Source organism: Gordonia soli NBRC 108243 (assembly GCF_000334455.1).
GTDB lineage: Bacteria > Actinomycetota > Actinomycetes > Mycobacteriales > Mycobacteriaceae > Gordonia > Gordonia soli.
Genome location: NZ_BANX01000002.1, coordinates 242106 through 262890, shown reverse-complemented (window position 1 = coordinate 262890; position 20785 = coordinate 242106). Strand labels below are relative to the sequence as shown.

The 20785-nt window shown below is 66.6% G+C and carries 21 protein-coding genes, 1 tRNA gene and 1 other RNA gene; 15 read left to right on the top strand and 8 right to left on the bottom strand.

The features are described 5' to 3' along the window. Positions 1-17 precede the first annotated feature (17 nt). From smpB to ssrA, 3 genes are all read left to right on the top strand, one after another. Positions 18-491, top strand: coding sequence for an SsrA-binding protein SmpB (gene smpB, locus GS4_RS01770; protein WP_007616861.1), 474 nt, complete (start codon positions 18-20; stop codon positions 489-491). Continuing rightward, a complete protein-coding gene (locus GS4_RS01765; protein ID WP_007616860.1) occupies positions 491-1762 on the top strand; it encodes a glycoside hydrolase family 27 protein in 1272 nt (423 codons plus the stop codon). The genes smpB and GS4_RS01765 overlap by 1 nt, the downstream gene beginning before the upstream one ends. 88 nt (positions 1763-1850) lie before the next feature. Continuing rightward, positions 1851-2220, top strand: a transfer-messenger RNA (tmRNA) gene (gene ssrA, locus GS4_RS25050). 51 nt (positions 2221-2271) lie between these two features. Here the strand turns inward: ssrA and GS4_RS01760 are convergent. Further along, positions 2272-3486 (bottom strand): MFS transporter, encoded by a 1215-nt coding sequence (locus tag GS4_RS01760; RefSeq protein ID WP_007616859.1) that lies wholly within the window; start codon positions 3484-3486, stop codon positions 2272-2274. A 75-nt stretch (positions 3487-3561) separates the two neighbouring features. Between GS4_RS01760 and GS4_RS01755 the strand changes: the two genes are divergently transcribed. Next, positions 3562-4005: a MerR family transcriptional regulator gene (locus GS4_RS01755; protein ID WP_007616858.1), complete on the top strand. Its 444-nt coding sequence runs from the start codon at positions 3562-3564 to the stop codon at positions 4003-4005. A 30-nt stretch (positions 4006-4035) separates the two neighbouring features. Here the strand turns inward: GS4_RS01755 and GS4_RS01750 are convergent, their stop codons facing one another. Beyond that, the gene (locus GS4_RS01750; protein ID WP_007616857.1) at positions 4036-4647 is read right to left on the bottom strand and encodes an alpha/beta fold hydrolase; all 612 of its coding nucleotides are present in this window, start codon (positions 4645-4647) and stop codon (positions 4036-4038) included. A gap of 183 nt (positions 4648-4830) precedes the next feature. Here GS4_RS01750 and pgm point away from each other — a divergent pair, with 183 nt between their 5' ends. After that, positions 4831-6483: a phosphoglucomutase (alpha-D-glucose-1,6-bisphosphate-dependent) gene (gene pgm / locus GS4_RS01745; protein WP_007616856.1), complete on the top strand. Its 1653-nt coding sequence runs from the start codon at positions 4831-4833 to the stop codon at positions 6481-6483. 48 nt (positions 6484-6531) lie between these two features. Here the strand turns inward: pgm and GS4_RS01740 are convergent, their stop codons facing one another. From GS4_RS01740 to GS4_RS01725, 4 genes are read right to left on the bottom strand one after another with little or no spacing between them, the layout of a single operon-like run. Next, positions 6532-7263: a VIT1/CCC1 transporter family protein gene (locus tag GS4_RS01740; RefSeq protein WP_007616855.1), complete on the bottom strand. Its 732-nt coding sequence runs from the start codon at positions 7261-7263 to the stop codon at positions 6532-6534. A 40-nt stretch (positions 7264-7303) separates the two neighbouring features. After that, positions 7304-7732: a hypothetical protein gene (locus GS4_RS24675; protein WP_007616854.1), complete on the bottom strand. Its 429-nt coding sequence runs from the start codon at positions 7730-7732 to the stop codon at positions 7304-7306. Positions 7733-7743: 11 nt separating this feature from the next. Continuing rightward, a complete protein-coding gene (locus tag GS4_RS01730) occupies positions 7744-9135 on the bottom strand; it encodes an MFS transporter (protein WP_007616853.1) in 1392 nt (463 codons plus the stop codon). Then, positions 9132-9704 carry a TetR/AcrR family transcriptional regulator gene (locus GS4_RS01725; protein WP_007616852.1) on the bottom strand — a complete coding sequence of 191 codons (573 nt, stop codon included), beginning with the start codon at positions 9702-9704 and terminating at the stop codon, positions 9132-9134. Before GS4_RS01725 ends, GS4_RS01730 begins: the two co-directional genes overlap by 4 nt. A gap of 170 nt (positions 9705-9874) precedes the next feature. Here GS4_RS01725 and GS4_RS01720 point away from each other — a divergent pair. From GS4_RS01720 to GS4_RS01705, 3 genes are all read left to right on the top strand, one after another. Next, a tRNA-Ala gene (locus GS4_RS01720) sits at positions 9875-9950 on the top strand. Positions 9951-10229: 279 nt separating this feature from the next. Then, positions 10230-10418, top strand: coding sequence for a hypothetical protein (locus tag GS4_RS01710; RefSeq protein ID WP_040508999.1), 189 nt, complete (start codon positions 10230-10232; stop codon positions 10416-10418). Positions 10419-11646: 1228 nt separating this feature from the next. Further along, complete coding sequence (locus GS4_RS01705) at positions 11647-12015, top strand: PLD nuclease N-terminal domain-containing protein (RefSeq protein ID WP_007616850.1); 369 nt, start codon at positions 11647-11649, stop codon at positions 12013-12015. A 181-nt stretch (positions 12016-12196) separates the two neighbouring features. Here GS4_RS01705 and GS4_RS01700 read toward each other — a convergent pair whose 3' ends face one another. Further along, positions 12197-13138 carry an alpha/beta hydrolase family protein gene (locus GS4_RS01700; protein WP_007616849.1) on the bottom strand — a complete coding sequence of 314 codons (942 nt, stop codon included), beginning with the start codon at positions 13136-13138 and terminating at the stop codon, positions 12197-12199. Positions 13139-13355: 217 nt separating this feature from the next. Here GS4_RS01700 and GS4_RS01695 point away from each other — a divergent pair, with 217 nt between their 5' ends. Continuing rightward, a complete protein-coding gene (locus GS4_RS01695; RefSeq protein ID WP_007616848.1) occupies positions 13356-13736 on the top strand; it encodes a MerR family transcriptional regulator in 381 nt (126 codons plus the stop codon). A gap of 1000 nt (positions 13737-14736) precedes the next feature. On the opposite strand, the gene GS4_RS25045 is transcribed toward GS4_RS01695, so the two are convergent. Further along, positions 14737-15600, bottom strand: coding sequence for an alpha/beta fold hydrolase (locus tag GS4_RS25045; protein WP_007616847.1), 864 nt, complete (start codon positions 15598-15600; stop codon positions 14737-14739). 32 nt (positions 15601-15632) lie between these two features. Here GS4_RS25045 and GS4_RS25495 point away from each other — a divergent pair, with 32 nt between their 5' ends. From GS4_RS25495 to GS4_RS01670, 6 genes are all read left to right on the top strand, one after another. Then, the gene (locus GS4_RS25495) at positions 15633-15773 is read left to right on the top strand and encodes a hypothetical protein (protein ID WP_157226449.1); all 141 of its coding nucleotides are present in this window, start codon (positions 15633-15635) and stop codon (positions 15771-15773) included. Between the two features lie 758 nt (positions 15774-16531). Next, positions 16532-16852 carry a hypothetical protein gene (locus GS4_RS01685; protein ID WP_157226448.1) on the top strand — a complete coding sequence of 107 codons (321 nt, stop codon included), beginning with the start codon at positions 16532-16534 and terminating at the stop codon, positions 16850-16852. 54 nt (positions 16853-16906) lie between these two features. Continuing rightward, a complete protein-coding gene (locus GS4_RS25490) occupies positions 16907-17044 on the top strand; it encodes a hypothetical protein (protein WP_157226447.1) in 138 nt (45 codons plus the stop codon). Between the two features lie 310 nt (positions 17045-17354). Further along, positions 17355-18083, top strand: coding sequence for an alpha/beta fold hydrolase (locus tag GS4_RS01680; RefSeq protein WP_281169191.1), 729 nt, complete (start codon positions 17355-17357; stop codon positions 18081-18083). A 99-nt stretch (positions 18084-18182) separates the two neighbouring features. Further along, entirely contained in the window at positions 18183-19073 is an 891-nt protein-coding gene (locus tag GS4_RS01675; protein WP_040508995.1) for an exodeoxyribonuclease III, read from the top strand. A 47-nt stretch (positions 19074-19120) separates the two neighbouring features. Next, positions 19121-20785 carry an ABC-F family ATP-binding cassette domain-containing protein gene (locus GS4_RS01670; protein ID WP_007616843.1) on the top strand — a complete coding sequence of 555 codons (1665 nt, stop codon included), beginning with the start codon at positions 19121-19123 and terminating at the stop codon, positions 20783-20785.

Sequence of the window (20785 nt, the reverse complement as noted above, 5' to 3'; positions counted from 1 at the left end):
CAAGCAGGAGGTGTGAGATGGCGAAAGAGAAGGGCCGTGCGGTGATCGCACAGAACCGTAAGGCGCGGCACAACTATGCCATCCTCGACACCTACGAGGCGGGGATCGCCCTGTTGGGCACCGAGGTGAAGAGTCTGCGCGAGGGCAAGGCGTCGATCGTGGAGTCGTTCGCGACCGTCGACGACGGCGAGATCTGGCTGCGTGGGCTGAACATCCCCGAGTACGGCAACGGGACCTGGACCAACCACGCGCCGCGCCGGAATCGCAAGCTGCTCATGCACCGTCGGGAGATCGACAATCTGATCGGCAAGATCCGGGACGGCAATCTCACACTGGTGCCGCTCTCGTTGTACTTCAACGACGGCAAGGTGAAGGTCGAGCTCGCGCTGGCACGCGGCAAGCAGGCGCATGACAAGCGCCAGGATCTGGCCCGGCGGACCGCGCAGCGCGAGGTCGAGCGCGAGGTCGGTCGGCGCGTCAAGGGCATGTAGTGGCTGTGCCAGGCGCACGCTGGTCGATCCTGTCGCTCGTCCTGGTGGTCGGTCTCCTCGTCGGCGGTTGTGCCGCTCGCGACGACGATCGCCTCGGTGGTGATCCGCCCGCGGTCGGCGGGGTGCCGAACACTCCGCCGATGGGGTGGAACAGTTGGAACACCTTCGGTTGCAACGTCACCGAGAAGATCGTCCGAGCGCAGGCCGACGCCCTGGTGTCGTCGGGGATGCGCGATTCCGGCTACGACTATGTCGTCGTCGACGATTGCTGGTCGGCGACCGATCGCGCGTCGGACGGGACGTTGCAGGCCGACCGCGAGCGCTTCCCGTCCGGCATGGCCGCACTCGGCGCCTACCTGCACGAGCGCGGCCTCAAGTTCGGGCTGTACTCGGGCGCATCTGATCGGACCTGCACGCAACTGTTGGGTCAGCGTCCCGGTGCGACCGGCAGTCGCGGACACGAGAAGACCGATGCCGACACCTTCGCCGCATGGCAGGTCGACTTCCTCAAGTACGACTGGTGCTCAGTCGACGCCGACCACGATCGACAGGTCGACGCCTTCGTGACGATGCGGAACGCGTTGCGCGACACGGGGCGTCCGATCGTCTACAGCATCAATCCGAACAGCGGTGTGGCCGTGGGGGGCGACGACACCGTGCCCGGTGCAGCACACGACTGGGGCGGTGTCGCGACCATGACCCGCTTCACCAACGACATCGCTTCGGCGTGGTCGAACGGTGGTGGTTCGTCGGGTTCGCAGGGGGTGCTTGACGTCATCGATGCTGCGGGACCACTGACCTCGCGGGTGCAGGCGGGGGCCTTTCTCGACCCGGACATGCTGGAGGTCGGTGTCGCGGGTCCGCTCACCGACGCGCAGCAGCGCACCCAGATGTCGATGTGGGCGATGATGGCCGCGCCGCTGATGGCGGGCAACGATCTCACCACCATGACGCCGACCGTCCGCGCGATCCTGCGGAACCCGGCGGTGATCGCGATCGACCAGGACCAGCGGGTGACGGCCGGTGCGCCGATCGGCGACAACCGGGAGATCTGGACACGAGCCATCGGCGACAAGGGGCTGGTGGTGTCGATGACCAACCGCGGTGACCGCCGACGACTGATGACGGTGACGCTGAGCAGCCTCGGATTGTCGGGCGATGCCACGGTCTCCGCCGTCGACGCCTGGACGGGCAAGCGGTACGACGCCGCGAAGGGCGCCCTCTCGGTGTCGGTCCGCGCGGGCGACACGGCGCTGCTGCAGATCGCCTGAGAATCGGTCCCACAGAAACCGGGATGAAGTGTCCGCTTCGGGTTGTTAGAATGAACAGTCCGCCGCGTAAGCGGAGGGCACCCACCTCGGGGCTGATCGGTTTCGACTCTGTACGCCGAGGCGGGGGAAGCGTGTCGGTGCAGGCTGGAGACCACCGTGAGCGTCGCAGCAACCAATTAAGCGCCGATAAGAATCAGCGCGACTACGCTCTCGCTGCCTGACAGCAGAGCTAGTCTGTCGGCCCGGGCATGCTCCCAGCCCGGTAGCCGGCATCATCTTCGGGAGCTCACCGGTGTCGTCGGTCGCGGACGACATCGGAACATCAAACAGCGACTGGGATCGTCATCTCGGCTTGTTCGCGTGACCGGGAGATCCGAGTAGAGGCATAGCGAACTGCACACGGAGAAGCCCCGCCAACTCGACGGAGGACCCGGGTTCAATTCCCGGCAGCTCCACGAGTGACAGCGAACGCCCCGTCCGATCCGGACGGGGCGTTCGTCGTGTGCGGGTCAGCTGCGTGCGTCGCGCGGCGACTCGACAACCACCTGTTGGCCATCACGGCCGTCGTGCCCGGCTCGTCGGCTCCCGACGGCGTTGACGGCGAACAGCACCAGGACTGCCACCAGCGGCCAGGTCCAGGAGTGCGTCGCGGTGTGCAGCGCCGACATGGCCAATGGTCCGCCGGCGGCCAGCACGTAGCCACCGGTCTGGGCGAAGGTCGACAACGCCGCGATGCGGTCCGGTTCCTTGCCGCGCAACGCGAACAGCATGCCCGGCATCGACTGTCCGGCACCGACCCCGGCGCCCAACACGAGTGCCATCAGCATCAGGATCGCACCGTGTGCCGCCAACACCCCGACGACGCCGAGTGCGCAGACGACGATCACCCCGAGGATGTGGCCGCGCTGATCGGTGGCGAATCCCGCGACAGCGGGCGCCAGGAAGCCGCCGATGCCGATTCCGACGATGAAGACGGCCTGCCCCGTACCCGCTGCTCCGACGGTCCCGCCGTGGTCGACGACGATCGACGGCAGCCACGCCAGGATCGCGTAGAACACCAGGGTTTGGATGCCGAAGAAGCACAGCAGACTCCAGCCGACCGCTGTGCGGTGTGGTCGGAACCTGCTGTGGTCGGCGACCTTCGGTGCGCCGGGAGCGCGGAACTGCGGCGCGATGGTGGCGGCCGCGATGGCGGCGGGCACGATCGCGACGGCCACCGCGGCCGTCCACGATCCGGTCGCGCGGGTCACGGGCACCATCAGCGCAGCCGTGACGGCTGACCCGGCTCCCATCGAGAGCGCGTACACGCCCATCATCACCCCGGTGCGCGAGGCGGGGAACCGCGTCCGTACGACGACCGGGATCAGGACGTTGATCACCGACGTCGCCGCGGCGACGACAGCGGTACCGAACAGCAGACCGCCGATGCCGACGACGCGGACGACGCAACCGAGCAGGATGACGACACTCGCGGCGACCAGGGACGGCCCGTCGCCGAATCGTCGGCGCAGGGCGGGCGTGAACGGTGCGCACAGGCCCATCAGCAACGGCGGGATCATCCCCATCGACGTGACGATCCAGCTGTCGAAGCCTGCGACCGGCGCGAGCGGGCCGATCTGGCCGAAGGCGACCCTGCTGTTGAGACTGACCGCGACGAATCCGATCACCAGCGCGATGCCGCCGGAGGCGAGCGGTGCGCGGGACCGAAGTGCAGTGGTGGACATCGAACCCCATTTCCGAGTTAGGCTGCCCTAAGACTGGTTTCTCAAGTGGACTTGAGCGCAAGGCGGTGGGATGCGATGGACGACGCGGGGTACTCGATCAGCGAGGTGGCGGCCGCCTTCGGGCTGGCGGTGTCGGCCCTGCGGTACTACGAGGAGGTCGGATTGCTGGCGCCGACTTCCCGGCGTGGGCGCGTCCGCTACTACGACCGGTCCGCGCTCCGCGACCTCGCGTATCTGCAGTTGTGGCGAGACGACGGGATGTTGTCGATCGCGGAGACCAAGGCCGTCATCGCGAGCGAGACCGCCGCCACCCGGCGCGAGATCGTCACCGGGGCTCGTGACCGGCTGACGGCTCGCATCGCCGAGTTGACCCGCGCTCGAGCGGTTCTCGACCACATGTTGGATTGCCCGCGGGATCGGCCATCGGAGTGCGAGATGACCGGCACGCACATCGGCGAGCGGGTCGCGGCGGCGCTGAATCGGACCGTCGTCGACGACGGGTTCCTGCCGGCTCGGTGAGCGGGCGTCACCGGTAGCGGACGTGTCGGCTCAGCGGGTGCGGACGTCGGCGAGGACCGTGGCGACGAAGTCGAGCGCGGCACCTTGCCACAAGCCGACGTGGTCGAGCATCGCGTGCTCGCCGTCGGGCACCGAGACGTAGGTCGCGCGCACACCACGTTCGGACAGTTCGCGGATGCCCTTCTCGGTGCGGTCCGGGTACGTCCGTCGATCGGCTGATCCGTGGATGGCCATGACCCGGACCCCGTCGCGGATCTCCCGCCAGTCAGCGAACTGCCACCAGGGTGCCAGCGCCAGCACGCCGACCACTCGATGGTCGGCCGCCAGATGTGCGGCGACGCGGCCGCCCATCGAATGTCCGACGACGACCACCGGCACGCCGGGATGGCGCGCGGTGAGCGATTCGAGAGCTTCGCGCGCGTAGGGGAGTGGACTGGCCTCGTCGCCGTTCCATCCGTAGACGCCGTAGCGCACCTGTCGTACCGACACGGCTCGACCGAATCGGACTGCGATCGACCAGGTGAACGGGTACATGCGCAGAGCAGAGGGTTGCCACGGACGGAACGGTTCGGTGCTCTCGTCGGTGCCGCCGGGCAACACCAGTACCAGCAGTTCCGGCGATCGCGGCGCACGCTTCAGCACGGACGACCACTGATGGATCGAGGCGTGGGGTGGGTGGTCGGCGCCATGGGGCGCGTGCCACCCGTCGATCGTGTGCACGGTCGCATCGCTCGCGGTCCTCCGTCGTACGGCTGTCATCTCCGACAGTAACTGTTCGGCGGCGGGCCCCGTCCGGATGGCTCGCGGGGTGGCAGAATCGGCTGCATGGCCCACCCACGCGCAGGACAACCGGCCCGACCCGACGACCTGATCGACGTGAGCGCGGTGGAGAGCGCGTATTACGATCGCACCCCCGACGCGTCGGATCCGTTGCAGCAGGTCCTCTTCGGGACCTCCGGACATCGCGGTTCGAGCCTGGACACGGCGTTCAACCAAGCGCACATCCTCGCCACGACGCAGGCCATCGTCGAGTACCGGGCGGGTGCGGGTATCACCGGGCCCCTGTTCATCGGGTTCGACACCCACGCCCTGTCGATCCCCGCATGGCGCAGTGCCATCGAGGTGCTCGTCGCCAACGACGTCACGGTGTTGACCGCCGAGAACGACGGCTTCACGCCGACCCCGGCGGTCAGCCGGGCGATCCTCGTGTTCAACCGCGACCATCCGGGCGTGCTCGCCGACGGCATCGTGGTGACCCCGTCGCACAATCCGCCGCGTGACGGCGGCTTCAAGTACAACCCACCGAGTGGGGGCCCGGCCGACACATCGATCACGTCGGTGGTCGCGCGTCGTGCCAACGAGTTGCTGGCAGCGGGACTCGACGGCGTCCGGCGCGTGCCGTTCGAGACCGCCCGCCGCAGCGATCTCGTCCAGGAGTACTCGTTCATCGCCGACTACGTCGACCATCTCGGTGACGTCGTCGACATGACCGCCATCCGTGACGCGGGCGTACGTATCGGCGCAGACCCGCTCGGCGGTGCGTCCGTGGGGTATTGGGCGCAGATCGGGTTCCGGTACAACCTCGAGAACCTCACCGTGGTGAACCCGACCGTGGACCCGACCTTCGGCTTCATGACCCTCGACACGGACGGCAAGATCCGGATGGACTGCTCGTCGCCGAACGCGATGGCGTCGCTGATCGAGGTGCGCGACACATATGACATCGCGACCGGCAACGATGCCGACTCGGATCGCCACGGCATCGTCACGCCCGACGGCGGGCTGATGAACCCGAATCACTATCTGGCCGTGGCGATCGACTACCTGTTCACGCATCGTCCCGGATGGTCGGCCGATGCGGCGGTCGGGAAGACTCTGGTCAGCTCGTCGCTGATCGATCGCGTCGTCACAGGCATCGGACGCCGACTCCTCGAGGTGCCCGTCGGATTCAAGTGGTTCGTCGACGGACTCCTCGACGGCAGCATCGCCTTCGGCGGTGAGGAGAGCGCAGGGGCGTCGTTCCTGACCTTCGACGGCGCGCCGTGGTCCACGGACAAGGACGGGATCATCATGGCGCTCCTGGCTTCCGAGATCCTGGCGGTCACCGGCAAGACCCCGACGCAGCGGTACCGCGAACTCGCCGAGCAGTACGGCGAGACCTCCTATGCGCGAACCGATGCGCCGGCCACGCGCGCGCAGAAGGCCGTGCTCGCCGACCTCTCGGCCGACCAGGTGTCGGCGACGCAGCTCGCGGGGGAGGAGATCACGGCGGTGCTCACGCATGCCCCGGGCAACGGCGCGGCCATCGGCGGCCTGAAGGTGACCACCGAGAACGCATGGTTCGCCGCGCGACCGTCGGGTACCGAGGACGTGTACAAGATATATGCCGAATCCTTCAAGGGCGCCGAGCATCTCGCGACTGTGCAGGGGGAGGCGCAGGAACTCGTCGACAATGTCCTGAACGAGGCGAGTCCGTAGAAGAAGTTCCCGGAATCCGGGAGCTCGCTCTACCGATTCGCGGGGTGATCAGCCGATCGGGGCGCCGATGAGCCAGCCGACCAGGTAGGTCGCCGCGGCGGCGATGGCTCCGAAGGCGAGCTGACGCAATGCCCCTCGCCAGACCGGGTGTCGGGTGAGGCGGGCGGCGAGACCGCCGGCGACGAGCAGCCCCGCCCCGCCGACGACGAGACCGGCTGCCAGTGACGAGAACCCGAGCAGGTAGGGGATCAGCGGCAGGATCGCGCCGATCGAGAACATCACGAACGACGAGATCGCCGCGACCCACGGCGACGGTTGTTCACGTGGATCGACCCCGAGCTCCTGGGTGAGGTGGAAGTTGACGGCGCCGTCGGTGTCCGCGTGGATCTCGTCGGCGGCCTGGCGCGCGGTGTCTTCCGTCAGCCCCATGCCCTGCAACGTCTCGATCAATTCGTCGAGCTCGGCCTGCGGGTGGATGCTGAACTCGCGGCGCTCCACGAGGACCTCGGCGTCCACCTGCTCGTTCTGCGTCGACACAGAGGTGAACTCACCCAGCGCCATCGAGAATGCGCCTGCCACGAGGCCCGCGACACCGCTGAGCACGATGGTGTGCGCGGAGGCGCCTGCACCGCCGACACCCGCCACCAGACTGATGTTGGTGACCAGTCCGTCCATTGCGCCGAACGTCGCGGCCCGTAGCCGGCCGCCGGACACGTCGGCATGGGTGTGGCCGACCTCGTCGGCGCCGGTGCCGTCGAGGTGGGGCGTCTCATCCGTCACGGTCGTGATCGTAGCGACGACGGATCGATTTCGGATCGCGCTAGGACTCGGGCCGCTCCACCGGTGGTGCCCGACGGGCGAGGATTCCACGCGCGAGTCCGACCGCAACGATCAACTGACCGACCACGAAAGCCGGACCCAGCAGGAGTAATTCCCACCCGGTGGCCCCGGGGAGGTTCAGGGCGAATACGGCGAGGGCGGCCAGGGTGATCGTCAGCACCTGGCCGAGGGCGATGACGACGTCGCCTGCGCGGGTCAGACGTCGGCGACCCCACAGGAACGGCACCGACACCGCGGCCCCGAGTGCCACCGGCAAGCCGATGATGGTCGGGATGACGACCAACCACTCGAACCACGGCGAACCGCCGACCTGGACGACACCGTTGAGAAACGAGCTGGTCACCGACCATCCGCTCACCAGCGCAGCGCAGACCACCGTCACCACCGAGGCCATCCGCAGCGCTGTCATCGTCGTCGACCCTATCCCGACGGCGGCCGCCCGATCACGATGACGAGCGCGCTCGCGACGAGCGGCGGGATGGCCCAGAGTGCGGTGGCGGTGTAGCCGGACGGACTGGGCAGGACCGTCCCAGACGGGGTCGCGGCGGCGAGGAGAAAGCCTGCGGTGGCGCTGCCGGCGCTGAAGCCGACGCTGCGGACGATCTGGTTGATGGACAGCACGCTGGCCGTCTCGGTGTCGGAGGCACCGACGAGGACCAGCTGGGGCATCACCGCGGAGACCCCGCCGACGGCGAACCCGAGCACGGCGATCGCGACGAGTACGACCACCAGCGACTCGCTGCCGACGGCGAACAGGACCGCGGCCAGCACCGCGATCACGATCGCGGACGCATACGTCCCGCGCGCACCGACCCGGGCGACGAAACGGGGGAGCAGCGTGCCGGCCGCGAAGCCGAAGAGCGAGAACGGGATCAGCGCCGCACCGGCCGCGACACCCGGTAGCGCGAATCCGTAGCCGGCGTCGGCGGGGGTCTGCACGTAGCGGGTGACAATGCTGAACAGCAGATACAGGCCCACCCCGGCGACCAGCATCGCGAGGTTCGCGCGGAGTACCGGACCGTGAGCGAGAAGTCGGAGATCGACGAGCGGCGTGGTCGTGCGGAGTTCGACGAACGCCCAGACCGCCAGGATGATCGCCGCCCCGACGAGGAGTGCGCCCGCGACCCACGCAGGTTGCCAAATGGCCGGCTCGGCGATCGTCACGAGCACACCCAGGGTTCCGATGGCCAGCAGGATCGCGCCTGCCGCGTCGACCCGCGGTCGAGGGCCCGGCGCCTCCGCCGGCACGGTGCGCCAAGCGATCACGAGCGCAGCTGCAGAGAGGGCCAGGCCAGCGCCGTAAGCGGCACGCAGACCGGCGAGCTGATCGACGAAGGCGATGAAGGGATACCCGACGCCTATGCCGACCGTGGATGCGACCGACAGTGCGGCGATCGTCGACGCCGACCGTGCCTTCGGTAGATGTGTTCGGGCGACGCTCATCAGGAGGGCTACGACCGCGATGCCGAGACCCTGCAGTGCTCTCCCGATCAGCAAGACGGCGAAGGGGAGTGGGAGGACCGTCAGCACTCCGCCCGCCGTCACCGATCCGAGGGTTGTCAGGATCGCGGTTCGACGATGCGGTCCGCCGCCGAGCCTGCCCAGGACCGGTCCGGCGATCGCGCCGGTCAACAGGGTGATGGTCAACGTCCACTGGGCGGCGGCGAGAGAGACGTGGAATCCCGTCGCCACGGGCGTGATCAGCGGCGCACCGACGCTCCCGATGACGGCCCCCGCGACCGCCGTGCTGATCAGGCCGACGCTGAGTCGGCGGTCGCTGCGAGGTGTCGTCGCCGTCGCGGCCGAAGTCATCGATTGGTGTCCGTCGTGATGTGCGCGAACAGATCCGGTTGGATGCGGGTGCGCACCCCCTCGGCCCAGGTCTCGTCGACCTGATCGACGTCCAATGCTGCGCCGGCGTTGAGCAGCATCCCGAACGCCAGGAACGATTTCACCGTGACCGGATCGAGCCCGGTGCCGTCTGCGGTGGTGCCCCACAACTGTCCGAAACAGTCGCGCACCACGTCACGAACCTCCGGATCGCCGCACGCCGCAAAGCCCTGGAGCTGGAGGAGTAGCGCTGTCCGGTCGGCCAGCAGGTCGTAATACTGCGCGCCCATCGCCGACAGTGCATCGAGCCCGGTCGACCCCTCGCCGGCTCTGCGCATCCCGTCGGCGACCCGCCCGAACGCGGCTCGGACCAGTTCGAGGAAGAGTGCCTTCTTGGTTCCGAAGATCCGGAACACGTACGCCTGCGTGATGCCGGCCTCGCGTGCGACGGCCTCCGTCGATGCACCGTGCAGACCATGGGTCGCGAACTCCTCGGCCGCGATGGACAGGACCTGCTCCCGGCGCTGTGCACCGCTCATGCGTTCGGCCATGGCGATAAGTTACCAGTCACTAACTACTAACAACAGGCACGCCGACAAAGGTCACGCGTACTCCCTGCTCGACTGCTGGGGATTTGGTTTGCCCCGCGACGATGGTGTAATTTCGCTGATGCCCTGCCAACAGGGCGCGAACGTCGGGTGACCGACGGACAACTTCACACGGGGCTATGGCGCAGCTGGTAGCGCACCACACTGGCAGTGTGGGGGTCAGGGGTTCGAGTCCCCTTAGCTCCACCAAAGAGGCGATGATCGAACCCTTCACGGTCGAATACGTCGTGAAGGTCATCTCGGTTTGGTCACCCGTTTCTCTGGGCGTCGTGACCTGGGCCGTTGACAGAATTTCGACCGTCTCGGTGACATCGGTGGACGCGACGACCGGTGCGTCGTCATCGACGTCGACGACAATCCGTTCGAAGCACGCCTGATTGAGTTCGCGCCGGTTCTGTGGGGGGGGGATGCGGCGTATGCGTCCCCGCACCGCTCAATGAGCGCCGAGGCCCGCTCCACCGTCCGGGCATGATCGGCGTCGGTCTCGGTCGGGTTCTGGCGTTGCATGGTCAGTTGCGACAGCCTTTTTGCGAGCTTGGCTTGCTCTTCTTCGCCGATATCGAGTGGTACGGCGTCGTTCATCGCGAGGTCGGCCCATCGGCGCCGTTGTCGGTTGACGTCTGCGAGATGCTGCACGATTGCAGTGCCAGTGGTTAACAGCCTGGGGCTGCTGAGGTCGTGATGGTTTGGTACTCGATCGGTGCAGGTGGCCGAGCACGGTTTGGCGTCATCGACGGCGAGGCTTGGCAGCCCTTGAGAGCGAGGCCCCGCCGGGCTCCCGGGGAGAAAGCCAGAGCGGGCGCCTCTCGACCTCGTCGACTTGGGGAGCCAGAGCCGAGGACGTGGTACCGACGGTAACACACAACACCGCGAGTTATAGATAGTGCATTCCGGGCGTTCTGCGTTCGTTCGCGAACTTAGGCACATCGTTGTGCGGTCGCTTACCACCTCGGCTTGAGGTGTGGGGGGTCGACTCCTGCACTGCATGGGCCGGCGGCACCACTGCTCCCAACGGGACGCGCACACGCCGGTGGCGGTATGCGCGACCCGGTAACGAACTGACACCACCGCTCGATATGTCCAATTGCCCGCTGGCTGCACCACTCCTGGCACCAGCGAGCCGAGGCGCGCCGCCATCCCCCGCTCAAAGGTGGCGCGCCTCCCCCGACTAACCGTCCGATCCCCGACGACCCCACGGAGATTCGACCGTGCCCATCACAGCCGCTCACGCCACCACCGGAAGGCCAACTGGCAGCGTCACACAAGAGTCACACCACAAGCGCGCACCATATCCGCATCGAGGCGACCGCCGATGACCCAGATACACATCGACGACGACGGCCACTACCGGTGCTGGAGTTGCGCAGCCACCGACTTCACCACCCACCGCACGAAGGCACGCCTCCGCCTGCGCAACCTTCTGCTCCGACGCCAACTGCGCTGCCGCACCTGCGGCGAAATCAACCACACCGACGCCCCGCGGCTATACCCAGGCCCCGCAGCCGACCAATGGCAGCGCCGCACACAAACCCACACCGACCCCACCACACCGCACCATTAGTCGAGCCCACCGAATTGATGCATCAGCCCGACTACGCCTACGCGCCCTTCAGCCAACCGACTGCCTGGCTCATGCCCTTCCTACTGGTCGGTATCCCCACGCAAATTCAACAAGTGTGGAGAAATCACAGCCATAGGACTCAGCAACTCACTGCCACCCCACCCGTCATCCGTATCCGATAGTCGACCGAGGACGCCGTCGTAACACATCACGTCGACCCACCGATCGTCGTGTAGCAGAAACCACGTGGCCGCAGCGCGCCCACGCGTACGGTTCACCAGACCATTGATCGGCGCCACGCGTAAGAAAAGGAGAACTGAGACGGTGCCCTACCTCGGCATAATCTACCTAGTCATCCTGGTGATCGCCCTCATCGACATCATCAACACCGACGACGCACTCGTTCGCGGGATGCCCAAACTCGCCTGGGTCGCCCTCGTCGTCATTTTCCCCCTCCTCGGCGCGCTCATATGGCTGGCCTTCGGACGCCCCAGTGCCGACGAGCGACCCCGAAACCACCACGCCGGCGCCGCCAGCGAATTCCCCGAATACGACCGCCCCGGCCGCTACATCCCCACCGACGCTGACGCCGACCGCGAATTCCTCCAGCAACTACGCGACCGCGCAGAACAACAACGCCAGACCGCCCGAGAACAACGTAAGCGCGATGACACAGCAGGCGAAGACACGTGAGACTTCGCCGCAGTGTGCAGGAAAGGCTGCAACCGCACGCTTTCCTGGGGTGACCATCGCGCCACCTCGCAGTGCAAAGCAGCGAGATGTGAGCGCTAATCGTGCGCACACCCGAAATCGTGTGCAGACTTTCGTCCGAACCCCCGGCGGCATGCGGACACATGGGCCCAGCTAGTGCAAGCTACTCGGATTCGAGGTGTCCGAGTGGGTGGCTGGTCGTGAGCACGGTGTGGGCGCGGATCCAGTCGGTGTGGTCGATTCCGGTGACGTGTCGGAGGTAGGCGAGTGTGGTGTGTTGGACGAGCGCGACACGGTCGGGGTTCTCATCGGTGGTCTCGGAAGATCGGTAGCCGGAGATGCCGCCGAGGAAGTGCTCGCCACCGCGAACGGTCAGGAGGCTCTTATTGTTGCTACCACTGAGTGTGTAGGGGTCGGTGGTCCAGGACGGGCCTCGGGTGGAGAGCGGGAGGTCGTCGTTGTCTCCTGCGACGACGAGGCCGGGAGCGCTGATGTGAGAGAAGTCTTGATCGCGCAGCCAGGGAAGGTTGTCGTGCGCAAACGGAGTCAGCTCATCACCTCCTCTGCCCGCGGTGGCCAGTTGGATGCTGGCCGCAACCCGAGCATCGGATAGATCGGCGGCGGCGCCGGTCTCTGGATCTTTGACCCGGAGACCGACCAGGATGCCGGCGGTCTGACCGCCGAAGGAGTGCCCGGCCGCGACGATGCGGCCGTGATCCATTCGGCCCGGCAAGCCCGGTACAGCAGCCTCTAGCGTGGACAACTCGTCGAGGATGTGTTCCATGTCCTGCACACGATGCCGCCACATCCGGGCCCTGCGAGGGTCGTTGTCGGGCAGGACGAATCGGTTTGAGTCCAGGTGGGTGGCCTGAATGACGACGAAGCCACCAGATGCCCAGTGATCGACCAAGGGGGCGTAGCCGTCCAGGTTCGAGCCGAACCCGTGGGCGAACAGCACCACGGGCAGAAGGGTGCCGGTCGTGGGGGCGGTGACGCGGACGTGGAGATCTTCACCGCGTCTGGGTGCCTTTAACGCGACTGGCTTGACCGACACGGTCGTAGTGAGGGTGGGCCCGGAAAGGCCGGTAGTGGCGTATACGGTCATGTCTGCTCCTTTCACAAGGTAGACCCGACAGGGACAGCCGGGGCGTCCGGCGTTGAGATGGCCGGACTTGTCCAAATCTGGTCGTCGAGCGAGGCAGAATCGATGAAGGCCCGGACACTGCCCTGGCCTGGCCTGGGAACGCGCCTACCGTAAAACTTGACGTTGACGTGAAAGGCAACTGCGTGTGATGGGTCGCACATGAAGGAGGTAAGCGCGAATGCGGATCGGTGAGCTGGCGCACCGTGCAGGCGTATCTACGCGAGCACTGCGCTACTACGAGGAGCAAAATTTGATCACCGCCGAGCGCAGCGGCGGCGGTCAGCGTCGTTACGCCGACGGTGCCGTCGACCGGATACGCCTCATCCGTCAGCTGTACGCGGCCGGTCTGAACAGCAAGGCCATCGCCGAACTGACAACCTGTGTTATCGACGGCAAGGCCACCGCCGAGCTTCTCCAGCGCCTCGCCGCCGAACGCGACCGCCTCGACGGGCGCATCGCGGACCTCTCCGCTGCTCGCGAGAACCTCGACGCCGTCATCGGTGGGGCCTCATCCAATATGCGTACCGGCACTCCCTGCCCGAGAAGCCGCGACGAATAGAACCGTGCTGACTTATCGGCAGGAGTCAGTTGGCGACACAAGCGCTCAGAGCCCAGGTGGCGCCTCGGGAAAGCCCGACTCTGGCCAGAGCCGGTAGCGATACCGGGGCGGGCGTCTGACCACAGATGGCCCCAAGCAGCTCGTGATCTGGTAATCAGCTAGGCGGCGACCTCCGGTCCCGGGGCCGGGAGTCATTGTCTCGAGGTCGATGAGGTAACCATTGCGGCGTATCGGGTGTGCCACCCGCAGCACGTCACGCCATTGACGAGGCGTTGTTTGGTCGGTCGTGAATGCGCCTGGATAGTCGGCCGTCAGCTCTTTGTGAGGACAGGGCAGTGGAGTGGTCCGCCAATCCGCTGACGACGGGCAAGGCCGGCGCGTCGGTGAGCGTGTGGTGTTCCCTGGTCTGGCCGCTCGGGGTCGGGCACAAAGACGTGCGGTGCCTCATTCGTTGACTGCCCGGGCTCCCGGTGACATTTCTTGGGAACAGCTCGCGACGCTGCCGGTGCCGGCAACCAGCGCATTGCGCGCCGTGCGGCGACTCGGGTCTCTACACAACTTTCTTATCGAACACGCGCACAGCAGACAGTCAGAAGAACGCCGTTCTTTTCGCCACGCACAGGAACAGAAGCTCATCAGGTTCGAGCACACTCCAGCAGCAGAGACATCACACCGATAATTCCTCGCTAGGCTTCCGCGAGACACGTGAGCTTCATTCAGGCACAGTAAATGGCACTTCCACAGGTAGGAGATTCGAGGTTGCTGTCACCTGTTACGCGACGCCGGCCGATGGAATCGAACGGATTCGCGTCGACAAACTGCTCCTTGTGAACGTATACCGTCGGGGTATGTCAACGGGTGTCTCTATTGTGTCGTCTTCGATCCATGGTCTGGGCGGTCCGCACTCAAGAGTCCGGCGCGAAACTGGACCCGAAGCCCGAACACCGACCTCTCCCTGAGTTCACAACTGGCTTGGCGCTGGCAACCCGGTCGTGACAAGTCACCCGAGGTAGCGGGAGTGGGCTGGCTCGGAGGCCAGAAAATCTTCGAGGATCCCGATGACCTTGTCTGGCTCCTCGACGTGAGGATAGTGACCGATCCCGGGCAGAACCTCGAGGCGACTGCCAGGGAGAGCGTCGTGTGCTGCGATCCCGTGCTCGACGGGAATGATGTTGTCTTTGTCGCCCCAGATCAGTTGGGTCGGCAGTCCGTCATTGAGATATAGCCGATTGAGCGCGCTGACTGCTTGACCACGGTGGTCGACTACCGATCTCAGCGTCCGGAGGAATGCTCGGCGTGTATCGCCGTCGGCTAGAGAGGAATACGCCCGCCAAGTTTGGTCTGCTCGCGGCGAGCGAATACCGGCTGACGATGCCCAGGACCGAACTTTGGCGCCCACCCGCAGAATCGGGGCTGGCGCGATGACCGGCAGGACCAGCTCGGCTCCCGGCGCCGCGAGGAGGCGAAGTATCCAGCTGACGTCTGGGCCGAGGCCCCCGCTCCCGATAAGGACAAGCCGCCCACATCGGTCGGGATGCTGATATGCGAACTGCATGGCTATCCCGCCCCCTAAGGATTGGCCGACGGCGGTCGCCGTACGTACATCGAGTTCGTCGAGAAGATCACGCAGAAATGCAGCGAAGGCCCCCAGTGAATAGTCCCCGCGTGGCTTGCCCGACTCACCGTGCCCTGGCAAATCAGGCGTAATCACTCGATGATTTTTCGACAGCGGCGCGGTGATGGCGTCCCAGGTCGCCGAACTGCCTGCCATACCGTGGATAAGCAGTAGAACGTCACCGGTGCCCACGTCGCGATACGCAACGCGCTCTCCGTGCAGGTCGAGTTCGTCATACCCGTACTTCATCGATGTCACTCCTCCCCGAGATCATAATTCGGGTGCCTGCTGCGCCCCTTTCCATCTCGCCCCATCTCGACGGCGACGCGTATCGCAAGACGGATGCACCGATTGTCTCCGTGGGCACACGCGCGGTCAATGTCGACCTGACCCGCAGCACCGAGTTCTCCTGCAACCTTTGACCACTAGCCACCGCCCGGCCCCGGCCGGCGGTATCGCCACCACAGAACCCATCCAGGGCATCGTCGAACCCATCCAGGGCATCGTCGGCAAAATCGACGTCCAGATCCCGACGCTGAGACGCTGCTCTACGGAGCCGCACTGCGCGTCGCCGCGGGCGATACGAGTCGGCGATGCCACCGCCACATCCGGGGGAGGGGATGAGATCAGGCGGTGGCACCTCGCCCGCGCAAGGGGGGAGGAGCGCGGACTACATCGAATCCTATGCGCTGCGAAGAACTTTCCGAAGGGTGCCCACGCTCCGGGCGACAGCCTGTCCCCCAACGCGACGCGCGGCCGGCCACGTGGGCACCATTCGATACCGTAGCCACCCTCAGCAGTTGATGATGTCATCTGAACAGGTGAACACGGGCAATGCTCAGTCAAGCGCCCCCAAAGGGCGGCACATCCTGGTGGTAGGCCGCCCCTTGGAGGCACACCCCTCAATACGGGGAGGGTGCGCCACCTTCGGGGTCGGCCGGTTCGGCTCAGGGAGATGACGCGCCCTCGTGAGGTACGCGAGGACGGCGTGGAACACGCGCACCCCGCGAACGATCGTAGATTGGTTGTTCACCTTCGTAAAGGCAAGTATCGTCGCTGCGAGTTCCATGCGGGTGTTAGCCCGAGGGCTTCGGCACGAGTCGGGGCTGGCGGGCCGATAAGGGTCGACGAGTGGAACACCACCTGCCCGGGTCGGGGGATGCATAGACCTGAAGGTGAGATGAGCACGATGGCGATAGCTCAATTGATGGAGATCCGTGCGCGACGCGTCGACGGTCGGGATGTGCGATGGAGCTTCGGCGAGGTCCCGAGCGTTTACCACCTTGACCCGCCACTGCATGGTTGTGCCTATGTGGTGGCGTTCGCCGCACGCGCGGCGATGGGTGACTGTTTCGCGGTGTGGCGCGCCGACCGGCACGGGGTGCTCCACCACGATCGCAAGCGGCCAGGCCGTATCAACCAGGTCATCGTCGGTCGGGTGTGGGACGAGACGGACCACGACCGGGGATTCGCAGCGCTGGGGTACACGGTGGCTCGTTGATGGTCGACTGCCCCTCGACGACGCGCGTGGTCGTAGAGCATTCTCGGACGAGGTGTGCGGTCAGTTTTCGGGGGTGGCTGGGAGCGTGCGCACCTGCGGGTCGTCGGCGAAGATGAGTCCGCCGGCATCGGTGGCGATCGCCCAGCGGTGCAGATGTGCGGTGTGCTCGCCGTCGATGCGGACATCAACTGACTGCTGTGTCGAGGATAGGTCGGCGAAATCGTCGACGACTGTGGATGGACGACCGCGCGGATGATTTGACGGCCAGTGTCTGGCCGGTCGGCAATGCCGCTACCGCCCTGGTCAGGCGAACGAACTCGTCGGTTATCTCGACGGGGCCGACGCCGACCAGCGCGATGCGACCTCACCGTCTCACCGGACATCGACATCCAGCCCCTCTGGCGATCTGCCCGCCGTAGGATGGCCCCATGCGCTGCGGTGACGCTCGTCCTCGCGCCGTGGTGCAACGCCCGTCCGATATCGACGCGAGGCGGGAGTGACGGTGGCGACAGCCGATTCCCCGACCTGGCTACTCCTCCCGGGGACGCCGCTGTCGGCGGCGGTGTGGGACGGCGCGCGGGCCGAACTGTCCGAGACCGGGCACGTGATCACCCCCGAGATCGCACCTCCGGCCGGCTACATGGGTGCCGATCTGCAGGCGCAGCTTGCCGCCGACATCGCGGAGTCGGCTGCACCCGACGCACCCTGGCATGTGGTGGGCCATTCGTTCGGCGGGCAAGTCGCACTCGAACTCGCGATCGCGCGGCCCGATCTTGTCTCGCGCCTCACCCTGTTGTGCACCCGGGACACGCCCTTCCCGGCGTTCGACGCGGCAGCCGCCGCCATCGAAGCCGGCGCCGTCGATGTCGACGGCACTTTCCGACGCTGGTTCAGCCCAGCCGAAGTGCGAGACGACGGGCCGGTCGTCCGGTATGCGCGTGATGCGGTGACCAGTGCCGATCGAGCGTCCTGGGCGTCGGCGCTGCGCGCGATCGCGCACTTCGACTGTTCACCACGCACAGCGTCGATCACGTGTCCGGTGACAGTGGTCGCCGCCGAACTCGACACGGTGTCCGATGTCGCCTCGATGGAGTCGATGCATCGTCGTATTCCGGACTCGGAGTTCATCGTTCGAGCCGGTGCCCAGCACATGAGCATCTTCGACGACGCGGTCACATTGGCGCAGATACTTCTCGGAGAGCAACGGGACGCCACGCAGCGCCCGCGATGATCTCTCGCTGCGACGCGGACATCTCGGCCAGGTGACCGACCCACGCGCACGAGGGGCGGGCTACGGATCGACGGACACCCGTACGGCACCATCGTGGACATGGATGCGCCGACCGACCCCACCTTCACCGTGTCCGCCTTTACCGTTGCCTCCTTCAACGTGAACGGCATCCGGGCCGCGCGTCGCCGAGGCTTCGACCAATGGCTGCAGACGCGGGCGGCCGACGTGATCGCGCTGCAAGAACTGCGGTGTCCGGCATCCGAACTAGGGGAGTTCCCCGGCTATTCGGTGGCGGCCGACGTCGGATCGGTCGCCGGGCGCAACGGGGTGGCCGTGTTGACGAGAACGCCTGCGGCAGCGGTGCGTTCATGGGTGAGTCACCCGCCGAGGGCACGTGGACTCGCCGAGTTCGCCGCGGCTGGACGCTATATCGAGGTCGATCTGGCCGACCGTCCGGTGACGGTGGCGAGTCTGTACCTCCCGAAAGGCGGACTGCCGGCGGATCGGCAGCGTCCAGGATCGATGCGCGAACAGCCCGACGGCGGAGCGAAGTACGACCGCAAGCGGCGATTCCTCACCGGATTCGCGCGTGAGCTCGACCGGAGCCGTCTCGCTGCACGACGCGCAGGACGGGAGTTCCTCCTCGCCGGAGATCTGAACATCGCACACACGCAGTACGACGTGACCAATTGGCGCGCCGCACGGACCATGGACGGGTTCCTGCCGGAAGACCGCGAGTGGTTCGACTCGATACTGGGCAGTCGCCGACTGGTGGACGTGGTGCGGCAGACACACGGCGAAGCCCCTGGACCTCTCACCTGGTGGAGTTGGGCGGGACAGTCATTCGTCAAGGACGTCGGGTGGCGGGTGGATCACCAACTGGCGACCCCCGGCCTCGCCCGCCTCGCGTCGGCAGTGGTCGTGGACAAGGAGCCGTCGCCGGATCAACGGCTGTCCGACCATGCGCCGCTGGTGGTGAGCTACGGCTGACCCGACGGTCGGCACAGAGCGTCAGCCCAGCGTGCGAGGATGATCGCATGACCGCCACTCTCGTCGCCAAGGACGTCGCCGGCGGGTACGCGCACCGCGTTCTCTTCGACCATCTCGATCTCACCGTCGCTCCCGGTGACGTCGTCGGAGTCGTCGGAGCCAACGGCGCCGGGAAGTCGACATTGCTGCGGATCCTCGCGGGTGAGCTGGCCTCGCTGGAGGGCACGGTCAGTCGATCGCCGGCAGACGCCTTTGTCGGCTGGCTGCCGCAGGAACACGAGCGGGTCCCCGGCGAAACCGTCGGACAGTACGTCGCCCGTCGGACCGGGTGCGCCGCAGCGACCGCGGCGATGGACGCCGCCGCAGACGCCCTCGCCGATCCGCAGCCCCGACCGGGCGCCGACGATCCGGCCGACCTCTACGCCGCGGCGCTCGATCATTGGATGGCCACCGGCGCCGCAGATCTCGACGATCGGCTGCCCGGGGTGCTGGCCGACCTCGGCCTGGATGTCGGGACCGTCGCGCCGGAGTCGGCGTTGATGACCACGCTGTCCGGGGGGCAGGCTGCACGTGTCGGCCTGGCCGCGCTCCTGTGTTCGCGGTTCGACATCGTCCTGCTCGACGAGCCGACCAACGATCTCGATCTCGACGGTCTGACTCGGCTCGAGAATCTGGTGCGCGGGATGCGCGGCGGGGTGGTGTTGGTCAGCCATGATCGAGAATTCTTGGCGCGTAGCGTGACCCGCGTGGTCGAACTCGATCTGGCGCAGCACACCAACACCGTGTTCGGCGGCGGCTACGAGAGCTACCTCGAAGAGCGTGAGATCGCCCGACGGCATCGGCGCGAGGAGTACGAGGAGTTCGCCGACAAGAAGGCCGATCTCGTCGCTCGCGCACGGACGCAACGTGAGTGGTCGAGCCAGGGCGTCCGCAACGCCATGCGCAAGGCTCCCGACAACGACAAGATCCGTCGCCGCGCGGCGACCGAGTCGAGCGAGAAGCAAGCTCAGAAGGTCCGTCAGATGGAGAGTCGGATCGCCCGACTCGACGAGGTCGTCGAACCGCGGAAAGAGTGGGTTCTCGAGTTCACCATCGGCACTGCGCCGCGGTCGAGTTCGGTGGTGGCGACCCTCAACGACGCGGTCGTGCACCACGGCGAGTTCACCCTCGGCCCGCTGTCGTTACAGGTGGACGCGGGCGATCGCATCGGCATCACCGGAGCGAACGGAGCCGGGAAGTCGACGCTCCTCGCATTGTTGTTGGGGCGGATCACGCCTGATGCCGGGACCGCGCACCTCGGAGCCACTGTGGCGATCGGTGAGATCGATCAGGCACGCGGACAGTTCGTGGGATCGGCCGAACTCGCCGACCGGTTCGGAGAACTCGTTCCCGACTTCACCTCGGCCGAGGTGCGCACGCTCCTCGCGAAATTCGGGTTGCGGGCCGACCACGTCGGCCGTCCGGTCGGCGAACTCTCGCCCGGTGAGCGGACCAGAGCCGCGTTGGCGCTGCTGCAGGCCCGCGGAACCAATGTGCTCGTCCTCGACGAGCCGACCAACCACCTGGATCTCCCCGCCATCGAGCAACTCGAATCGGCCTTGGAGTCGTACGACGGAGTCCTGCTGCTGGTCACCCACGACCGGCGCATGCTCGCGAAGGTCCGCACGAACCGCGCCTGGCGGGTGGAGAACGGCCAGGTCGCCGAGCTCTGA